Below are 18069 nucleotides of genomic sequence, written 5' to 3' on the forward strand. Positions count from 1 at the left end.
CCTCGGGCATCGACGGCGCGGCTTATCCGAGAAGGTCGCGGACGGTGCGCAGGAAGACGCGCGCCCCGACCGGGATCAGCTCGTCCGGGAAGTCGTAGTCCGGGTTGTGGAGGCGCGGATGGTCGGTGCCGGCCCCGAGAAAGAACATCGCCGAGCGCGACACGGCGGCGAAGCGGCCGAAATCCTCCGACGGATACATCGGCTCCCCCGGTTGATGTCGGACGCCCTCGGCATCGAGCGCGGCACGAAGGACAGCGACCGCCTCCGGATGGTTCTCGCAGTGCCGGAAGACGTCCTCGTAGGCGACGGCGTGGCCGAGCCCGGCCGCGCGGGCTTCGGCGGCGACCAGTTCCTCGGCCGCCGCGACGAGGCCGTCCATCGCCGCGTCGCGCAGCGTCCGGAGCGTCGCCCAGATCTCGCCGGCTCCCGGCGCGACGCCGAAGGCGGGCTCGCCGAGCCGGGCATGCGTCACCGTCACCAGCCGGAAGGCCTCGCCGAGCGCGCCGCCGGTTCCGAGCGCCGTCAGCGCCGGCATCAGCCGCGCCATCGCCGACATCGGCGACAGGCCGTCCGCCGGCATCGAGGCGTGGGCGGTCCTGCCGGCGAGCGCGATCCGCATGCCGCGCGAGGCGCAGTTCACCGGCCCCTCCCGCAACGCGACCTGCCCAAGCGGCAGTCCCGGCCAGTTGTGGAGGGAAAAGGCGTAGTCCGGCGAGATCGCCGCGAAGGCCGGATCGGCGATCACGGCCGCCGCACCCGCGCCGGTCTCCTCGGCCGGCTGGAACAGGAGCACGACGCGCCCCCGCTGCGGCCTCTGCCGCGCGAGCAAGGCCGCGACCACGGTCAGGATCGCCGCATGGCCGTCATGACCGCAGAGATGCCCCTTTCCCTCGACACGCGAGCGATGCGGCACCTCGCCGATCTCGCGGATCGGCAAGGCGTCGAGCTCGCAGCGAAAGAGCACGGTCAGCCCCGGCTGCGGCGCATCGAAGACGGCCGCGACGCCGTGGCCGCCGAGTCCGCGGAGGAGCCGGTCGGGGCGATACGCGGCGAGTTGTCCGGCCACCGCTTCGGCCGTCTCCCGCTCCTCGCCGGACAGTTCCGGGAACCGGTGCAGGCGGCGGCGGAAGTCGATCGCCGCGCGAAGCTCCAGGTCGTCGGGCAGCATGCGCACCGCCATCAATCGAGCGGGAAATGGCAGGCGGCGAGCGTGCCGCCGCCGGCTTCGCCGGCCGCGAGATACGGGCGCTCGCTGCGGCAGCGATCCTGCGCCCGCGGGCAGCGCGGCTCGAAGCGGCAGCCGGGCGGCGGCGCCAACGGACTCGGCAGTTCGCGCGAGGGTGCTGTCGCTTCACCGAACACAGCGTCCCTGCGTCGCCGCTTGGCGTAGGGCTCCGGGATCGCGGCGAGCAGCGTCGCCGTATAGGGATGGCGCGGCGCTTCGAAGATCTCGTCGGCCGCGCCGATCTCGACGATGCTGCCGAGATACATCACCGCGATGCGGGTCGAGATCTGGCGCACCACCGCGAGATCGTGCGCGATGAAGACGTAGGTCAGCCCGAACCGGTCGCGCAGGTCGCAGAACAGGTTGACGATCTGCGCCTGCACCGAGACGTCGAGCGCCGAGACCGGCTCGTCGGCGACGATCAGCTTCGGGCGGAGCGCCACGGCGCGCGCGATGCCGATGCGCTGGCGCTGCCCGCCGGAGAACTCGTGCGGAAAGCGGCCGGCGCTCTCCGGCGGCAGTTCCACCGCTGCGAGCAGTTCGCGCACCCGGTCCGCCAGCTCGCTCTCGCTCGCCAGCCCGTGCACCCGCAGCGGCTCGGCAAGGAGGTCGCCGACGCGCCGGCGCGGGTTCAGCGACGCATAGGGGTCCTGGAACACCATCTGCATCCTGGCGCGCATCGGGCGAAGCTCGCGCTCGCGAAGCTCGCCGATCTCCTGCCCGTCGAATTCGAGCTTGCCGCCGGAAAGCTCGGTCAGCCGGACGAGGCAGCGCCCGAGCGTGGACTTGCCGCAGCCCGACTCGCCGACGAGGCCGAGCGTCTCGCCGGGCAGGACGTCGAGCGTCACCCCGTCCACCGCCGTCAGCACCTGCCGGCGCGCGCGGAAGATCGAGCGTCCGACCGCGTAGCGTTTCGTCAGACCGCCGGCGCGCACCAGCGGGAGGCGGGTTTCCGTGACGGCCGACATCAGGCGGCCTCCGCCCGGCGAAAGCCGGACTTCGTGCCGTCGTCGAGAAAGCAGGCGACGGCCTGCACGCCTTCGGAGGCAAGGGCCGGGCGCTCCAGGCAGCGCGCGAAAGCATGGGCGCAGCGCGGGCGGAAGGCACAGCCGGCCGGCGGCGCGACGAGCGAGGGCGGCAGGCCCGGAATGCCGGAGAGGCGCCGTGGCCGCGCGCCCCGCAGCGGCGGGATCGAGTTGAACAGGCCGTGCGTATAGGGATGGCGCGGCGCGGCGAAGAGCGCGTCGACCGGCCCGGCTTCGACGATGCGGCCCGCATACATCACCGCCACCTCGTCGGCGATCTCCGACACGACGCCGAGATCGTGCGTCACGAACACCACCGCCGTTCCGTGGCGCTCGCGCAGCCGGTCGAGCAGCGCGAGGATCTGCGCCTGCACGGTCACGTCGAGCGCCGTCGTCGGCTCGTCGGCGACGACGAGCGCCGGATCGCAGCTCACCGCCATCGCGATCACCACGCGCTGCCGCATGCCGCCGGAAAGCTGGTGCGGATAGCGATCCGCGACGCGCTCGGCATCGGGGATGCCGACCTCGGCGAGAAGCTCCACCGCCCGCGCCCGAGCGGCTTTCGCCGACAGTCGCGTATGGGCACGAAGCTGCTCGGCGATCTGCGCCCCGACCGTCATGACCGGCGTCAGGGCCGTCATCGGGTCCTGGAAGATCATCGCCGCCCGCGCCCCCCGGATCGCGCGCATGCGTCTCGCCGGCATGCCGACCAGTTCCTCGCCCTCGAAGCGGATGGAGCCGGCGACGACGGCGTTCGGATCGGAGATCAGCCCGAGCGTCGCGAGAAGGGTCTGGGTCTTGCCGGAGCCGCTTTCGCCGACGAGGCCGAGGACGCGGCCGCTTTCCAAGTCGAACGACACGCCCCGCACCGCCTCCACGAGGCCGCGCTCGGTGCGGAACGAGACGGAAAGGTCGCGGACGGCGAGAAGCGGCTCAGCGGGCATCGCGCACCCTCGGATCGAGCCAGGCATAGAGCATATCGACCAGCGCGTTGGCGGCGACGACGAAGAACGAGGCGTAGAGCACGGTCGCGAGGATCACCGGCAGGTCGAGATTCTGCAGCGCGTCGTAGGTGAGCTTGCCGACGCCGCGGAGCCCGAACACGACCTCGGTCAACAGCGCGCCGCCGCCGATCAGCGCGCCGAAATCGAGCCCGAACATCGTCACGAAGGCGACGAGCGAGGAGCGGACGCCGTGCCGCCAGAGGATGCGCGTCTCGCTGAGGCCCTTCGCCTGCGCGGTGCGGATGAAGTCCTCCTGCATCGTCTCGATGAGATCGGCCCGGAGGATGCGGCCGTAGAGGCCGATATAGAGGATCGCCAGCGTCCACCACGGGATCACCAGCGCCTTGAACCAGCCGACCGGGTCGGTGGTGAGAGGCTTGTAGCCGAGCGGCGGCACCCAGGAGAACAGGAAGGTGCCGTGCAGCGCCTTCTGGCTGAGGAGGTTCGCGACCTCGCCCACCCAGAACACCGGCATCGACACGCCGACGAGGCTCGCCGCCATCAGGGCCCGGTCGGTCCAGCCGCCGCGCGAGGCGCTGGCGATGACGCCGACCACCAGCCCGCCGAAGATCCAGAGCACCGCCGCGCCGAGCACCAGCGACAGCGTCACCGGAATCGCGCGCACCACCGCCGGCACCACCTTCTGCCCGCGGTTGACGAAGGAGGTGAGGTCCTGGCTGACGAACAGCCGTTTCATCATGATCGCGTACTGGACCGGGATCGGGCGATCGAGGCCGAAGCTCTGGCGCACCTGTTCCAGCGTCTGCGGCGAGGCGTTGCGCCCGGCGATCCGCGCGGCGGGGTCGGCGCCCGGCGTCGCGAAGAAGATCAGGAACACGACGACGCTGATGCCGAACATCACCGAGACGAGCCGGCCGAGGCGCGAGAGGACGGCGAAGATCATGCGATCCGCACCTTGGCGCGCGGGTCGAGCGCGTCGCGCACCCCGTCGCCGAGGATGTTGAGGGCGAGCACCGTCACGGCGATGGCGATGCCGGGGGCCAGCGCCACGATCGGCCGGGAATAAAGCAACCCCTGCCCGTCCTGGATGATCGTGCCCCAGGAGGCGTCCGGCGGCTGCACGCCGATCGACAGAAAGGACAGCGAGGATTCGGTGATCATGTCGAGCGCCAAGAGGATCGGCACGAAGACGATGACGCGCGGCATGACGTTCGGCAGAAGGTCGTGCCAGAAAATGCGCCAGGGCGGCACGCCGAGCGAGACGGCGGCGAGCACGAATTCCGAGCGCATCAGCGAGATGGTCTGCCCGCGGATCGGCCGAGCGACATAGGGCACGTAGACGACGCCGATGATCGCGATCGGCAGCCAGAGGCTTCCGGCTCGCACCTCGATCGGCCCGATCGAGAAGCCGTGGCTGATCAGGACGATCGAGAGCGAGATGGCGAGGAGGTAGATCGGAAAGGCCCAGAGCACGTCGAGGATGCGGTTGAGGATCGCGTCGACCCAGCCGCCGAAGAAGCCGCAGGCAAGCCCGACGATCACCGAAAACACGAGGGTGAGTGCGGTCGCGGCGGCCGCGATGGCGAGCGAGTTCCGGCCGCCGTAGAGCATGCGCGCGGCGACGTCGCGCCCCTGGTTGTCGGCGCCGAGGAGGTAGGGGCCGAAGCGCCAGGTCGGCCCGATCGGCGTCGTGCCGAGGCCGAGGCCGGTGGTGGACGGCGCCATCACCGGCACCGCCTTGCCGTCCAGCACGATCGTGCCGCTGAGGTTGGTGGCGAAGGGATTGGTGCCGGATACCGCCGAAGCGTAGAGCGGCGCCAGCGCGCAGAGGAGCGCGACGAGGACGAGGATCAGGAGCGTCGCCATCGCCGCCCGGTTGCGGCGCAGACGCCGCCATGCCGTCGCCCAGGGACCGAGCGAGACGCCGGAGCGCCGCCGCTCGCTGCGGACCGCCGGGACGGCGGCCTCGATGCTTCCTTCGTTCAAGGGATGCGAACCTTCCGGCCTACTGCACCGCCACCTTGGACAGGATCATCTGGATCTGCGGGCTGAAGGTGAAGTTCTGCACCCGCGAGGACACGAAGTCGACACGCTTCGGCGTGAACAGCACCGCGGCGGGGGCGGCGTCGGTCACCATCTTGTCGACCTCGGTCCAGATCGGCAGCGCCGACTGCGGATCCTTCACCGCCGCGGCGAAGGCTTCGCCCATCTTCGCGTCCACCGCCTTGTCGCAGAAGCCGGCGATGTTGACGGATGCGTCCGAGCCCGGATGGAACGAGGCGCAGGAAAACAGGACGTTCAGGAAGTTCGAGGGCGACGGATAGTCCTGGAACCACTGCGAGATCGAGATCTGTACCTTGTTGTTGGTGTTCTGGATGTAGGTGAACTGGAGGTTCTGCGAGATCGGCTGGACGCTCGCCTTGTAGCCGAGCTCGTTCAACACGTCCTGCAGGTAGACGCCGAGCGAGCGGGCGACCACGGTGTCCTCGGGAACGATCGTCACCGCCTGGCCCGCCGTGCCGGATTCCTGCACCAGTTGCTTGGCCTTCTCCATGTCCGGCGCCGACCACGAGGCGCCGGGGTCCTTCGTGTAGGGGCAGTAGTCGACATGGGCCGGAAAGCCGGGCGGCAGGATCTGGCAGGCCGGCTGGCCGAGGTTCGCGCCGCCGAACAGCTTCACCATCGCGGCGCGGTCGATCGCGTAGCTCACCGCCTGCCGCGCCTTCGGGTTGTCGAAGGGCGCGAGGTTGGTGTTCATCGGCGCGTACCACATCGCCGTCAGCGGATGGACGAAGGTCTGGTTGGCGTACTGGCCGCCGATCTCGGCGAGGCGGTCCGGCGGCGGCGGATCGAACATCCAGTCGGCGTCGCCGTTCTGGACGGCGGTGACGGCCGCCTCCTCGGTAAGGCCGAAATCGTAGGAGATGTCGTCGACGAGACCTTCCGGCTGCGCATCGGCGCTCCACTCCTTGAAGCTCGGATTGCGCACGAGCTTCAGCGAGGCGTTCGGATCGTAGCTCTGGATCATGTAGGTGCCGGTGCCGGGGATCGGCGTCGTGCCCTGGTCGGCGGTGGGCGTCGCGGCCGGCACGATATAGGCGTGCGGCACCGCGAGCTTCTGCAGGAGCTCGCCGTCCGGGCTCGTGAGGTTGATCGTCACCGTGCCGGCCGTTTTGTCGGCGACGACGCCGCCTTCCAGCGTGCAGTCGGCCGGCGTCGCGAGGCATTTGTCGGCCCCGACGATGCCGTTGTAGAAGGTGCCGGCGGTCGGGCCGGAAATCTTGAAGATGCGCTGGAACGAGGCGACGACGTCGTCGGTCGTCAGGTCCTGCCCGTTCGAGAACTTGATCCCCTGCCGCAGCTTGAACGTGTAGGTCTTGCCGTCGTTCGTGATCGTCGGCATGGCCTCGGCGAGGTCGGGGACGATTTCGAAGCCGGCATCGTCGGCGGCCTTCCTGAAGGTGACGAGGCCGTCATAGGCGACGTACATCACCTGCCAGTACTGCAGCGTGTAGTTGATCTGCGGATCGATCGTGCCGGCGGCAGCTCTGGCGAGGAGGCGGAGCGAGCCGCCCTTCTCCTGCGCAGCCGCAGGGCCCGCCGCGAGAAGCGCGAGGGAGCCCGCGAGCGTGGCTGCGGCGAGTGCACGAGAAACCGTCCGCGGCATGGGTGCCCCCTGTCTTGCGTTCGCGAGAAACGGCGCGGATTCCCGCGCCGACCGGACCGAGCTTAAATCCGCGGCAGCCCCGTGATAGCTATCAAAACTCATAGGGTGCCGGTGCCGCAAGCGCCGGCCTCACGCATCGAGCTGGATCAACCGGTAGTGCGCCGCCCGCGCCACGGCCTGCAGGCGGTTGCGGGCGCCGAGCTTCCGACCCGCCGCGTTGAGATGCAGCGTCACGGTCGGCACGGAACGGTCGAGCCGGCGCGCGATCTCCTTGGCGGTCAGCCCTTCGGCGCAGAGGCCGAGGCATTCGCGCTCGCGCGGGCTGAGGCGCACGTACCGGGTGCGGCGCGTTTCGATGTCGAAGCCGGCCGACACGGCCTGGTGGAAGAGCTGCCCGACGATGCCGATCTGCGGGGCGACGAGCGCTGCGTCGGTCTCGAACCCGGGCTCGGCGTCGACGCGGATCGCCGTGAAGGTCGCGAGATCGCCGTGCGGGTGGTGGATCGGCACGGTGACGCCGAACGAGAAGCGCATGTCGTGCATGTAGCCGAGCACCGGGCGGTGGCGGTCGCAGATCACCTCCTGCATGACGCGGCTCTGCTTGCCGATCCCCGACCAGACGAAGGGCGCGACGGTTCTCAGCGACGCGTCCTGCACCGGGTCGAGCTGGTAGAAGCCCGACTGCCAGAGGCTCAGCATGTCGTCCGGCACGCGCCGCGCTTCGAGGACGTTCGGCGTGATGAGCGCCCCGTCATGGGCGCGCGGCACCGGCGTGTAGTCGTAGATCACGGCGTTGAAGCCGGCCCGGCCGACGACCTCCAGCGCGACGTCGAGCGCCGGACCGACGGCCATGCCGTCGAACAACCGCGTCGTCAGGTCGAGAAGCATCGTCATCGTCGGCAGACTTTGCGCCGGTTCATCGTGCCCGTCAATTGAGCGCGGTAACCAGCCGCATATTCCTTGGGCATACCCCTCAATTTTGACAGGCTCCATGCGCGCCGCCTCGCCGATTAGGCTCCGGGTCGACAGGAGGCGGAAGCATGACCGTGGCATCGACCGAAGGCCGCGCCCGCATGGGCGACTACGAGACCTGGTATCGCATCACCGGCGACCTCGGCTCGCCGAAACTGCCGCTCGTCGTCGCGCATGGTGGCCCCGGCTGCACCCACGACTATGTCGACAGCTTCAAAGACCTCGCCGCCGACGGGCGGGCCGTCATCCACTACGACCAGATCGGCAACGGCAAGTCCACGCATCTGCCGGACAAGGGGGCCGACTTCTGGACGGTCGACTTCTTCCTCGCCGAACTCGACAACCTCCTCGACCATGTCGGCATCCGCGACCGCTATGCCCTCCTCGGCCAATCCTGGGGCGGCATGCTCGGCGCGGAGCACGCCGTGCGCCGGCCGGCGGGACTGAAGGCGCTCGTCATCGCCAACTCGCCGGCCTCGATGGAACTCTGGGTGGCGGGTGCGGGCAAGCTCCGCGCCGCCCTGCCGGACGAGGTGCGGGACGCGCTCGACCGGCACGAGGCGGCCGGCACCGTCGAGCACCCGGAATACCTGACGGCGACGCGCTTCTTCTACGACCGGCACGTCTGCCGCGTCACGCCCTGGCCGGACGAAGTCGCCCGTACCTTCCTCGCGGTCGAGAGCGATCCGACCGTCTACCACACGATGAACGGGCCGAACGAGTTCCACGTCGTCGGATCCTTGCGCCACTGGAGCGTCGTCGACCGACTCGACCGGATCACCGCGCCGACGCTGGTGTTCCGCGGCCATCACGACGAGGCGACCGCCGAATGCGTGCAGCCGTTCATCGACCGCATCGCCGGCGTCGAGAGCGAGGTCTTCCCGGCCTCCAGCCACATGCCGCATGTCGAGGAGAAGGAGGCCTGCCTCCGGCGCGTTTCCCGCTTCCTCGCCGCGCAGGACGCTGCCGGAACCTAAGGCCGCCTCATCCTTCGCTTTCGCCCGGGGCATAATCCATCGGCCAGAGGCGCCCGACCGGCTCGGGCCGGCGGGCCTCGCGCGCAGCATCGATCCGCGACAGCAGCGTTTGCCCAAGCGCGATGCCGAGATCGGCGAGCGACAGGCGGTAGCTGCCGAGATGCGGCGAAAGGAACCGCGCCTGCGGGTTCTCGCGAAAGCCGATCACGGCGATGTCGCGCCCCGGCTGGATGCCGAGCTGCGCGAGGCGGTGGTAGAGGCCGATCGCGAGGAGTTCGTTGACGAGGAGGACGGCGCTCGGGCGTGAGGGAAGCGCCAGCAGCCGGTCCGCCAGCGCAGCGCCGCCGGCCTCGCTGAGTTCGACCGGCAGGACGAGGTTCGGGTCGAAGTCGATGGCGTTGCGGGCGAGCGCGGCGCGATAGCCTTCCGTGAAGACGTAGCGCAGGTTGATCTCGCTCGCCGGCACCGCCGCCGCGATGCGGCGATGCCCCTTGCCGACGAGGCGGCTCACCGCATCCTTCGCGACGCCGGCGAAGTCGAGGTCGATCCAGGCGTGCTCCGGCACGTCGCCGCTTCGCCCCAGCGCGACGAAGGGGATGCGCGACTGAACGAGCAGCGCGATGCGCGGGTCCTGCCGCTGCGTGGCGGAGATGACGAGCCCGTCGACGATGCGCCGCGACACCATCCGACGCAGGAACTCGTGCGGGTCCTCCGTCGCCGCGCACGGCAGGAGGATCAGGTCGAGCCGCCTCGGCTCCAGCGTCTGCTGCAGTCCGGCGATCACCCCGTGAAAGAAGTTGTCGCCGCCAACCGCGAAGGCGGTGCCGGATTCCAGCATGAAGCCGACCGTGTTCGTCGCGCCCTTCCGCAAGGCCCGGCCCGACTGGTTCGGCACGTAGCCAAGCTCGGCCGCCGCCGCCTGGACGCGTTTCCGCGTCTTGAGGCTCACCTCCGGCCGGTCGTTGAGGGCGCGCGAAACCGTGCCGACCGTCAGGCCGAGATGGTTCGCCAGATCGCCGATTCCCTTCATTTTCGTCCGATGCCTTCCGCGGCTCGCTTTGCCGGCCAATCGCAATACTCCTTGACATCGCGCGAGCGCCAAGCAAAATCGCAATCGATTGTGAATTTGGTCGGGACGCGATGGCGACCGGCCCGAGACGTCGATCCGGGGCTTTGGGAGAAGCGCCGAAAAGAGGAGGTTCCATCCATTCATCGCGCGGTTCTCACCGGCTGCGGCGCCATGGCGAAGGGCTGGCTCAGGGCGATCGGGGAGCGCCCCGATCTCGCCGGGCAGGTCCAGGTCGTCGGTCTCGTAGACATCGACGGAGCGAAGGCGAAAGCCCTCGCCGACGAATTCGCGCTATCCGACGCGCGAATCGGCAGCGACCTCGGCGCGATGCTGGCCGACGTGAAGCCCGACGTGGTCTTCGACGTGGTGGTCCCCCCGGCCCGCTCGGGCGTGGTCGCGGCGGCGCTGGAAGCCGGCGCGCACGTCCTTTCCGAAAAGCCGATGGCGGCTTCGATGGACGAGGCGCGGCGGATGATCGAGCTGGCGAAGCGCCACGGCCGCACGCACGCCGTCATCCAGAACCGTCGCTTCGTGTCCGGCATGCGGCGCATCCGCCGCTTCCTCGACGGCGCGCCGCTCGGCGCGATCACCGCGGTCCACTGCGACTTCTTCCTCGCGCCGCATTTCGGCGGCTTCCGCGAGGAGATGGACCATGTCCTCCTCCTCGACATGGCGATCCACACCTTCGACGCGATGCGCTTCGTGGTCGGGCGGATGCCGCAGGCCGTGTACTGCGTCGAGACCAACCCGACCGGCTCCTGGTACGCCGATGGCGCGGCGGCGAACGCGATCTTCGAGTTCGGCGAGGGGGTCGTCGGCACGTATCGCGGCTCGTGGTGCGCGGACGGCGCGCCGACGAGCTGGGAAAGCGCCTGGCGGATCGTCGGCGCGAAGGGCACCCTCCTCTGGGACGGCCACGACGGCTTCGAGGCGCGGGTGACATCCGGCTCGGACGGCTTCTTCCGCGAGACGGCGAGCCTCGTCGTGCCGGAGGTCGAGGACGCGACGGAGACGCAAGGCCATGCCAGCGTCATCCGCGACTTCCTTCGCGCGATCGACGGAGGCACCGCGCCGGAGACCGTCGCCACCGACAACATCGCGAGCCTCGCGATGGTCTTCGGCGCGATCGAAAGCGCCGGGACCGGCCGCCGCGTCGCGATCGAAATCTGAAAGGGACAGCACTTTGGCCAACGATCCCGCGAAGAGCATCCGCATCGGCACGATGATCCGCGCGTCCGGCGGCGAGGCGGCGAAGAACATCGCCGCCATCGCCGATCTCGGCTTCGAGAGCTTCGAGCCGTTCTTCTGGCAGACCACCAACGGCCAGGACCTCGCCGAGCTCGGCCGGCGCTGCCGCGAGGCGGTCGGCGACCGCGACATCGCCATGCAGGCGCTCGGCATGTTCGGCAACCCGCTGGAAGACCAGCCGCTCGACCGCGACACGCTGCAGGGATGGAAGGACTGCATCGACAACGCTCACCATTTCGGAGCGAGCGTCATCGCCGGCTTCACCGGCCGCGTCCGCGGCAAGCCGCTCACCGACAGCCTGCCGCGCTACCGCGAGGTTTGGAGCGAGCTGGCGAAGCGCGCCGCCGACAAGGGCGTCAGGATCGCCTTCGAGAACTGCGCGATGGACGGCAACTGGGCGAGCGGCGACTGGAACATCGCCCACAACCCGGACGCCTGGGAGCTGATCTTCAACGAGACGCCGGACGACAATATTGGCCTCGAATGGGAGCCCTGCCACCAGCTCGTCTACCTGATCGACCCCATGCCGCAGATCAGGAAGTGGGGGAAGAAGTTCTTCCACGTCCACGGCAAGGACGCGACGGTGCGCTGGGAGGTGATCCGCGAGCACGGCGTCTTCGGCAAGGAAAAGTTCGTGTTCATGCGGACGCCCGGTTTCGGCGACTCGAACTGGACCGACATCGTCAGCGAGCTGCGCATGGTCGGCTACGAGGGTTCGATCGACATCGAGGGCTGGCACGACCCGGTCTACCGCGACGCGCTGGAGATGACCGGCCAGGTGCATGCGCTCAACCACCTGAAGCGCTGCCGCGGCGGCGACTTCGTCGGCGAGGCGTCGGCGGCCTGAGGAGAGAGGCGCCGCGGACAACAACGGGAGGGAAGCGATGAGGAAATATCTGTCCGCCGTCGGGGGGCTCGCCCTCCTCGGCGTCGCGGCTTTCGGCGGTACCGCCACCGCGCAGCAGCAGGTGACGCTCGATCTCTGGACGATCGACGATCCCGGCGAATATCACTACGTCCTCGCCGACGAGTACATGAAGGCGCACCCGGAGGTGAAGATCAACGTCCGGACCGTGCAGTTCCGCGACATGGTCAACGACCTCGCCCGCGCGATCGCCACCGGGAACGCGCCCGACATCACCTATATCGACAACCCGGAAGTGTCGCTCTTCGCCTCCCGCAAGCTCCTGCTCGACCTCAAACCCATGATCGAGAAGTCGAGCATCGTGAAGGCGGCGGACATCTATCCGGGGCCGCTCGCCTCCGTCACCTACAAGGACGGCATCTACGGCATCCCGCGCGGCGCGAACACGCTGGCGCTCTACTACAACGCCGACCTGTTCAAACAAGCCGGCCTCGACCCGGACAAGCCGCCGCAGACCTGGGACGAGCTCTACGAGACGGCGAAGAAGCTGACCGACCCGGCGAAGAACCGCTACGGCCTCGCCTTCTCGGCGGTGGGCACCGAGGAAGGCACGTTCCAGTTCCTGCCGTGGGTGCAGATGACCGGCGGCGACTTCAACAAGCTGAACACGCCGGGCGCGGCGAAGGCGCTCAACCTCTGGAAGCGGATCCTCGACGAGAAGCTCGCCTCGCCCGACACGCTGATCCGCTCGCAGTACGATTCCACCGCGACCTTCAACGCCGGCAACGCCGCGATGGCGATCTCCGGCCCGTGGGAGTTGCCGCGGATGAGCAAGGAGGCGAAGTTCGACTACCGCGCCGCGCTCCTGCCCGTGCCGGAAGCCGGCGCGACCCGGGCTTCCGCGCTCGGCGAAGGCGACAACGTCATCCTCGCCAACACCGACCAGCCGGAGGAGGCGTTCAAGTTCGTGGAATTCCTCTACGGCAACATGAACCGCGTCTGGAACGAGTTCGGCTACCTGCCGGCCGCCAACGTCAAGGTCGACGACCCGAAATACGGGCCGATCTACGCGGTCTTCGCGGAGAGCATGAAGTACGCCCGCAACCGCGGCCCGAACCCGGACTGGCCGAAGATCTCCAAGGCGATCCAGACCGCCATCCAGTCGACGCTGACCGGTCAGGCCACCGCCGAGGACGCGCTGCAGACGGCGCAAGGGCAGATCGACGGCATCCTCAACTGACGACCATCGAGGCCGGACGCGGCTCGGCCGCGTCCGGCGGATCAACATCGCGGCCGCGAGGGAGGCGCCGTTGGGCAGGATATTCGGACCGATCCGCGACGGGCGCGGCTTCGACGGGGCGCTCGTCGCGCTGGCGCTCGGCTATCTCCTGCTCTTCTCGGCCTTTCCGCTCATATACAACGTCGTGATGTCGCTGCAGGAGGTCGACCTCTTCTCGCTCGCCTCGTTCGACCGGCCGTTCGTCGGGCTCGACAACTACCGGGACGTCCTGTCCCGGCCGGAAGCCGCGGTGATCTTCCGCAACACCGTCGTCTTCGTCGTCCTCTCGATCGTCTTCCAGCTCGCGCTCGGCTTCTCGCTGGCGCTGTTCTTCCGGCTCGACTTTCCGGGCGCGTCGTATCTGCGCGGCCTGTTCCTCGCCGGCTGGATCATGCCCTCGCTCGTCGTCGGCGCGGTGTGGAGCTTCATCCTGTCCGGCGACTTCGGCGTCCTGAACTACGCGCTGCAGGGGCTCGGCCTCAGCGACGCCCGCGTCTTCTGGCTGTCCGACCCCTCCGTCTCGCTCTACGCGGTGGTGATCGCCAACATCTGGCTGGGCGTCCCCTTCAACATGCTGATGCTCTCGGTCGGCCTCGCCGGCATCCCGGACGACGTCTACGAGGCGGCCGAGCTCGACGGCGCGACCCGGCTGCAGCGCTTCCTGACGATCACCCTGCCGCTGATGCGCGCGCCGCTCGGCGCGGTGATCGCGCTCGGCATCATCTTCACGCTGCAGCAGTTCGACCTCTTCGCGGCGCTGACGCGCGGCGGCCCGTCGAACGCCTCGAACGTCCTCCAGTACTGGTCCTGGCAGCTTTCCTTCCAGGACTACCAGATCAGCGCCGGCAGCGTCGTCTCGGTGCTGATGATCGTCTTCGTGGTGTTCGTCGCCGCGATCTACGTGCGCTCGACGCGCCACGAGCACGCCGCATGACTGGGACTTCGGCCAGACGGTATCTGCTCCTCGCCGTGGCGCTCGGCCTCGTCGCGGTCTACCTGTTCCCGCTCTACTGGATGTACGTGACGGCGCTGAAGAGCGGCACCGAGATCGTGCGCTACCCGCCGACCTTCTGGCCGGAGGAGCCGCACTTCGCCGTCGCCGACGTCTGGAACCGGCTCCAGATGGCGTCCTTCGTCCGCAACTCGCTCCTGATCGCCGCCAGCGTCACCGTGATCGCCACCCTCGTCGGCACGGGCTGCGCCTATGCGCTGGCGCGCATCCGCAACCGCTGGATGGACCTCGTCCTGTTCGTCGTCCTGATGATGCAGGTGCTGCCACCCTCGCTGATGGTGACGCCGATCTTCGTGGTCTTCAACCAGGTCGGGCTCAGCGAATATCCGCGGCTCGCGGTGATCCTCGCGCAGTCGGCCAAGGTGCTGCCGCTCTACATCGTCCTCTGCCGCGCCGCCTTCCTGCAGGTGCCGCGCGAGCTGGAGGAAGCGGCGCTGATGGACGGCAATTCGCGCGTCGGCGCGTTCCTGTTCATCAACGTGCCGCTGGCGCGGAACGGCATCCTGATCGTCTCGGTGCTGGTCTTCCTCCAGTCCTTCGGCGAGTACGTCTACTCCCGCTCCCTCATCGCCGACCGCGCTCTTCAGCCGGCGACGGTCGGCCTCCAGTCCTTCATGGGCCCGAACACCAGCGACTGGTCGGGCGTCATGACCTATTCGGCCATCTACGTGACGCCGATCCTGATCGTCTTCGTCATCCTCCAGCGCCGCATCGTCAGCGGCCTCACCGCGGGAGCCCTGAAATGAGCGAACCCGCTCAGATCGAACTGACCGGCGTCGACAAGCACTACGGCGCCTACCACGCCCTGAAGAACGTCAGCCTCTCCATCCCGAAGGGCCGGTTCGTCGCGCTGGTCGGCCCGTCCGGCTGCGGCAAGTCCACGCTGCTCCGCTCCATCGCGGGCCTCGAGAAGATCAGCGGCGGACGGATGCGGATCGCCGGCGAGGACGTCACCGGCGTGCCGCCGCGAAAGCGCGACCTCGCGATGGTGTTCCAGAGCTACGCGCTCTACCCGCACATGACGGTCCGGCGGAACCTCACCTATTCGCTGCGGCTGAAGCGCGCCTCGAAGGCCGAGTGCGAGCGGGCGGCGGTGGAGACGGCGCGGATCATCGGGCTGGAGAACCTGCTCGACCGTTTCCCGCGCGAGCTTTCCGGCGGCCAGCGCCAGCGCGTCGCGATGGGCCGGGCGATCATCCGCCAGCCGAAGGCCTTCCTGTTCGACGAGCCGTTGTCGAACCTCGACGCGGCGCTTCGCGTCCACATGCGCTCCGAAATCCGCAAGCTGCACGACCGGCTCAGCGCGACCTTCATCTATGTGACGCATGACCAGGTCGAGGCGATGACCATGGCCGACCACGTCGTGGTGCTGCGCGACGGCGTGGTGGAGCAGGAAGGCGCGCCGCTCGATCTCTACGACCGGCCGGTGAACCGCTTCGTCGCCGGCTTCATCGGCTCGCCGGCGATGAACTTCCTCGACGGGACGGTCGGGGCGGACGGGGAAAGCGTCGCCCTCGCGCTCGACGGCAATCCCACGCTCGCCGTCGCGGCGCGCCGCCCGGCGGGGGAGCGGGTCACGGTGGGCCTGCGGCCGGAGCATCTCATGATCGCCTCGCTCGGCGAGGCAGGCGCCTTCGCCCTCCCCGTTTCCATGATCGAGCGGACCGGCGGCATGTCCTTCATCGTCACCAATACCAAGCCGGAACTGACGATCGCCGCGCCCGGCAGGATCGAGGCGGCGGACGGCAGCGTCCGCGTGAGGGTGGACCCCGGCCACGTCCACCTCTTCGACAAAGACAGCGGGGCGTCGCTCGGCGGCTAGGACGTTTCGGCTTGCATCGGTTGTGAGAAATGCAACATACGATGCGAGGAAGTTCATCCGAGGGCCAAAGCCGAAGCGCATGGGCACCACGAGATCGAAGCGGATCGAGCGGCTCGGCGAGGCGGTGGCGATGCGCGGCGTCCTGCGCCTGCGCGAGGCGGCGCGGCTGCTCGACGTCTCCGAGATGACCGTCAGGCGCGATGTCGCCACGCATGCCGACCGCTTCGCCTATCTCGGCGGCCACATCGTCAACGCCGCCGACCTCGGCGCGGGGAGCGGTGCCGGCTCCTACGTCCTGTCGCGCGAGGCGGACAGCCACGCGAAGGCGAAGCGCGCCGCGTGCCTGCACGCGCTGCCGCTCGTCCGACCGGACGAGACGATCTTCATCGACTGCGGCACGACGCTGGTCCATCTCGCGAAAGCGATCCCGCCGGACATGCCGCTCACCGCCGTCTGCTATTCGCTGAACGTCGCCGATCCGCTGCGCGCCCGGCCTAACGTGCGCCTCGTGCTGCTCGGCGGCGTCTACCAGCCGGGCTCGGATTCCTTCGCGGGCGAGGACAGCCTGGAAACGCTGGGACGGATCGGGCTCGACGCCGCCTTCGTGTCGGCGGGCGGCATCCATGCCGAGCGGGGCGTTTCGTGCTCGCATTTCCACGAGGTCGCCTACAAGAAGCGGGCGATGGCGGGCGCGGCGCGGCGCTATCTCGTCGCCGACGAAAGCAAGCTCGGACGGGTCCGCCCCGCCCTTTTCGCGCAACTCGACGCCTTCGACGCGGTTGTGACGGAGACGGGCGTCTGCTCGCCGGCGGAATGCATGGCGGAACGCGAAACGGCTTGACGCCAGTCGGTTTATTTCGATACCGATTTCACAACTGGTAGATTTCTAACATCCGGCGACGGGACGCCGGACGGCAGGCGGGAGGAGCGGCCATGGCGGTCCACGCGATCACGCAAGGCGCGCGGCAGGCGAAGTCCGCCGCGCCCGCCGAGATGCCGCGCAACGCGGGCATGCCGCTCGACGAGGCCTGGCTGTCCGGCACGCGCGTGAACCTCTCGGCCGCCGAGCGGCGCGTCGCGACGCTGCCGGGGCGGCGGAGCGTCAAGAAGGACGCGCAGGCCGGCTGGCTCCTGAAGGCCGTCACCTGCATCGACCTGACGACGCTCTCCGGCGACGACACGGAAGGGCGCGTCCGCCGGCTCTGCGCCAAGGCGAAGAACCCGATCCGGCCCGACCTTCTCGACGCGATGGGCATGGGCGAGCGGCGGATCACCACCGGCGCGATCTGCGTCTACCATCGCTTCGTCGCCGCGGCGGTGGATGCGCTGAAGGGCAGCGGCATTCCGGTCGCGGCGGTCTCGACCGGCTTCCCGGCTGGGCTGGTGCCGCACGACGTGAAGCTTCGCGAGATCGAGGCCTCGGTCGCCGACGGGGCGGCCGAGATCGACATCGTGATCACCCGCGAGCACGTGCTCACCGGCAACTGGCAGGCGCTCTACGACGAGATGCGCGACTTCCGCAAAGCTTGCGGGCACGCACATGTGAAGGCGATCCTCGCGACGGGCGATCTGAAGACGCTGCGCAACGTCGCCAAGGCCTCGCTCGTCTGCATGATGGCGGGCGCGGACTTCATCAAGACCTCGACCGGCAAGGAAGGCGTCAACGCGACGCCGCTCGTCACGCTCGCGATGCTACGCGAAATCCGCGCCTATCACGACCGGACGGGCTTCCTCGTCGGCTACAAGCCGGCCGGCGGCATCTCGGCGGCGAAGGACGTCCTCACCTACCAATTCCTGATGAAGGAGGAGCTCGGCCGCCGCTGGCTGGAGCCGGACCTCTTCCGCGTCGGGGCGTCGAGCCTCCTCGCCGACATCGAGCGGCAGCTCGAACATCACGTCACCGGCCGCTACTCGGCCTTCAACCGGCATGCGGTGGGTTAAAG

General features: G+C 69.1%; 17 protein-coding genes. 9 read left to right on the forward strand and 8 right to left on the reverse strand.

Features of this window, described 5'->3' with window-relative positions; translation table 11 throughout:
* Nucleotides 1-22: 22 nt before the first annotated feature.
* From F6X38_RS18535 to F6X38_RS18565, 7 genes are all read right to left on the reverse strand, one after another.
* A complete protein-coding gene (locus tag F6X38_RS18535; RefSeq protein WP_150972288.1) occupies nt 23-1168 on the reverse strand; it encodes an amidohydrolase in 1146 nt (381 codons plus the stop codon).
* A gap of 11 nt (nt 1169-1179) precedes the next feature.
* Entirely contained in the window at nt 1180-2193 is a 1014-nt protein-coding gene (locus tag F6X38_RS18540; protein ID WP_150972290.1) for an ABC transporter ATP-binding protein, read from the reverse strand.
* Nucleotides 2193-3194, reverse strand: a complete 1002-nt coding sequence (locus F6X38_RS18545) for an ABC transporter ATP-binding protein (RefSeq protein ID WP_150972292.1) — start codon at nt 3192-3194, stop codon at nt 2193-2195. The genes F6X38_RS18540 and F6X38_RS18545 overlap by 1 nt, the downstream gene beginning before the upstream one ends.
* A complete protein-coding gene (locus tag F6X38_RS18550) occupies nt 3184-4158 on the reverse strand; it encodes an ABC transporter permease (RefSeq protein WP_150972294.1) in 975 nt (324 codons plus the stop codon). The genes F6X38_RS18545 and F6X38_RS18550 overlap by 11 nt, the downstream gene beginning before the upstream one ends.
* Complete coding sequence (locus F6X38_RS18555; protein WP_246191431.1) at nt 4155-5201, reverse strand: ABC transporter permease; 1047 nt, start codon at nt 5199-5201, stop codon at nt 4155-4157. The genes F6X38_RS18550 and F6X38_RS18555 overlap by 4 nt, the downstream gene beginning before the upstream one ends.
* Before the next feature lie 19 nt (nt 5202-5220).
* On the reverse strand, nt 5221-6882 hold the full coding sequence (locus F6X38_RS18560; protein ID WP_150972296.1) for an ABC transporter substrate-binding protein: 1662 nt from the start codon (nt 6880-6882) through the stop codon (nt 5221-5223).
* Between the two features lie 129 nt (nt 6883-7011).
* Nucleotides 7012-7776, reverse strand: coding sequence for a helix-turn-helix transcriptional regulator (locus F6X38_RS18565; RefSeq protein ID WP_150972298.1), 765 nt, complete (start codon nt 7774-7776; stop codon nt 7012-7014).
* A 146-nt stretch (nt 7777-7922) separates the two neighbouring features.
* Between F6X38_RS18565 and F6X38_RS18570 the strand changes: the two genes are divergently transcribed.
* Entirely contained in the window at nt 7923-8831 is a 909-nt protein-coding gene (locus F6X38_RS18570) for a proline iminopeptidase-family hydrolase (protein ID WP_150972300.1), read from the forward strand.
* A 7-nt stretch (nt 8832-8838) separates the two neighbouring features.
* Here F6X38_RS18570 and F6X38_RS18575 read toward each other — a convergent pair whose 3' ends face one another.
* Nucleotides 8839-9861, reverse strand: a complete 1023-nt coding sequence (locus tag F6X38_RS18575) for a substrate-binding domain-containing protein (RefSeq protein ID WP_150972302.1) — start codon at nt 9859-9861, stop codon at nt 8839-8841.
* Nucleotides 9862-10038: 177 nt separating this feature from the next.
* Here F6X38_RS18575 and F6X38_RS18580 point away from each other — a divergent pair, with 177 nt between their 5' ends.
* From F6X38_RS18580 to deoC, 8 genes are all read left to right on the forward strand, one after another.
* On the forward strand, nt 10039-11070 hold the full coding sequence (locus tag F6X38_RS18580; protein ID WP_281353085.1) for a Gfo/Idh/MocA family protein: 1032 nt from the start codon (nt 10039-10041) through the stop codon (nt 11068-11070).
* A 52-nt stretch (nt 11071-11122) separates the two neighbouring features.
* Nucleotides 11123-11995, forward strand: a complete 873-nt coding sequence (locus F6X38_RS18585; protein ID WP_150972369.1) for a sugar phosphate isomerase/epimerase family protein — start codon at nt 11123-11125, stop codon at nt 11993-11995.
* Between the two features lie 37 nt (nt 11996-12032).
* Entirely contained in the window at nt 12033-13253 is a 1221-nt protein-coding gene (locus F6X38_RS18590; protein ID WP_150972306.1) for an ABC transporter substrate-binding protein, read from the forward strand.
* 70 nt (nt 13254-13323) lie between these two features.
* Complete coding sequence (locus F6X38_RS18595; protein WP_150972308.1) at nt 13324-14226, forward strand: carbohydrate ABC transporter permease; 903 nt, start codon at nt 13324-13326, stop codon at nt 14224-14226.
* Nucleotides 14223-15050 carry a carbohydrate ABC transporter permease gene (locus F6X38_RS18600; protein ID WP_150972310.1) on the forward strand — a complete coding sequence of 276 codons (828 nt, stop codon included), beginning with the start codon at nt 14223-14225 and terminating at the stop codon, nt 15048-15050. Before F6X38_RS18595 ends, F6X38_RS18600 begins: the two co-directional genes overlap by 4 nt.
* Nucleotides 15047-16126, forward strand: coding sequence for an ABC transporter ATP-binding protein (locus F6X38_RS18605; protein ID WP_150972312.1), 1080 nt, complete (start codon nt 15047-15049; stop codon nt 16124-16126). The genes F6X38_RS18600 and F6X38_RS18605 overlap by 4 nt, the downstream gene beginning before the upstream one ends.
* Before the next feature lie 79 nt (nt 16127-16205).
* Nucleotides 16206-16967: a DeoR/GlpR family DNA-binding transcription regulator gene (locus tag F6X38_RS18610; RefSeq protein WP_150972314.1), complete on the forward strand. Its 762-nt coding sequence runs from the start codon at nt 16206-16208 to the stop codon at nt 16965-16967.
* A 152-nt stretch (nt 16968-17119) separates the two neighbouring features.
* Nucleotides 17120-18067: a deoxyribose-phosphate aldolase gene (deoC, locus tag F6X38_RS18615; protein WP_246191434.1), complete on the forward strand. Its 948-nt coding sequence runs from the start codon at nt 17120-17122 to the stop codon at nt 18065-18067.
* The last annotated feature ends 2 nt before the right edge of the window (nt 18068-18069 follow it).

Origin of the sequence: Plantimonas leprariae (assembly GCF_008802405.1) — a bacterium.
Taxonomy (GTDB): Bacteria; Pseudomonadota; Alphaproteobacteria; order Rhizobiales; family Rhizobiaceae; genus Plantimonas; species Plantimonas leprariae.

What these genes read in the sequence shown, in the direction of transcription:
- F6X38_RS18570 (WP_150972300.1), top strand. Translation starts at nt 7,923, where the DNA reads ATGACCGTGGCATCGACCGAAGGCCGCGCCCGCATGGGCGACTACGAG.
- F6X38_RS18540 (WP_150972290.1), bottom strand. Translation starts at nt 2,193, where the DNA reads ATGTCGGCCGTCACGGAAACCCGCCTCCCGCTGGTGCGCGCCGGCGGT.
- F6X38_RS18535 (WP_150972288.1), bottom strand. Translation starts at nt 1,168, where the DNA reads ATGCTGCCCGACGACCTGGAGCTTCGCGCGGCGATCGACTTCCGCCGC.
- F6X38_RS18565 (WP_150972298.1), bottom strand. Translation starts at nt 7,776, where the DNA reads ATGACGATGCTTCTCGACCTGACGACGCGGTTGTTCGACGGCATGGCC.
- F6X38_RS18550 (WP_150972294.1), bottom strand. Translation starts at nt 4,158, where the DNA reads ATGATCTTCGCCGTCCTCTCGCGCCTCGGCCGGCTCGTCTCGGTGATG.
- F6X38_RS18600 (WP_150972310.1), top strand. Translation starts at nt 14,223, where the DNA reads ATGACTGGGACTTCGGCCAGACGGTATCTGCTCCTCGCCGTGGCGCTC.
- deoC (WP_246191434.1), top strand. Translation starts at nt 17,120, where the DNA reads ATGCCGCGCAACGCGGGCATGCCGCTCGACGAGGCCTGGCTGTCCGGC.
- F6X38_RS18590 (WP_150972306.1), top strand. Translation starts at nt 12,033, where the DNA reads ATGAGGAAATATCTGTCCGCCGTCGGGGGGCTCGCCCTCCTCGGCGTC.
- F6X38_RS18605 (WP_150972312.1), top strand. Translation starts at nt 15,047, where the DNA reads ATGAGCGAACCCGCTCAGATCGAACTGACCGGCGTCGACAAGCACTAC.
- F6X38_RS18575 (WP_150972302.1), bottom strand. Translation starts at nt 9,861, where the DNA reads ATGAAGGGAATCGGCGATCTGGCGAACCATCTCGGCCTGACGGTCGGC.
- F6X38_RS18560 (WP_150972296.1), bottom strand. Translation starts at nt 6,882, where the DNA reads ATGCCGCGGACGGTTTCTCGTGCACTCGCCGCAGCCACGCTCGCGGGC.
- F6X38_RS18610 (WP_150972314.1), top strand. Translation starts at nt 16,206, where the DNA reads ATGGGCACCACGAGATCGAAGCGGATCGAGCGGCTCGGCGAGGCGGTG.
- F6X38_RS18585 (WP_150972369.1), top strand. Translation starts at nt 11,123, where the DNA reads ATGATCCGCGCGTCCGGCGGCGAGGCGGCGAAGAACATCGCCGCCATC.
- F6X38_RS18545 (WP_150972292.1), bottom strand. Translation starts at nt 3,194, where the DNA reads ATGCCCGCTGAGCCGCTTCTCGCCGTCCGCGACCTTTCCGTCTCGTTC.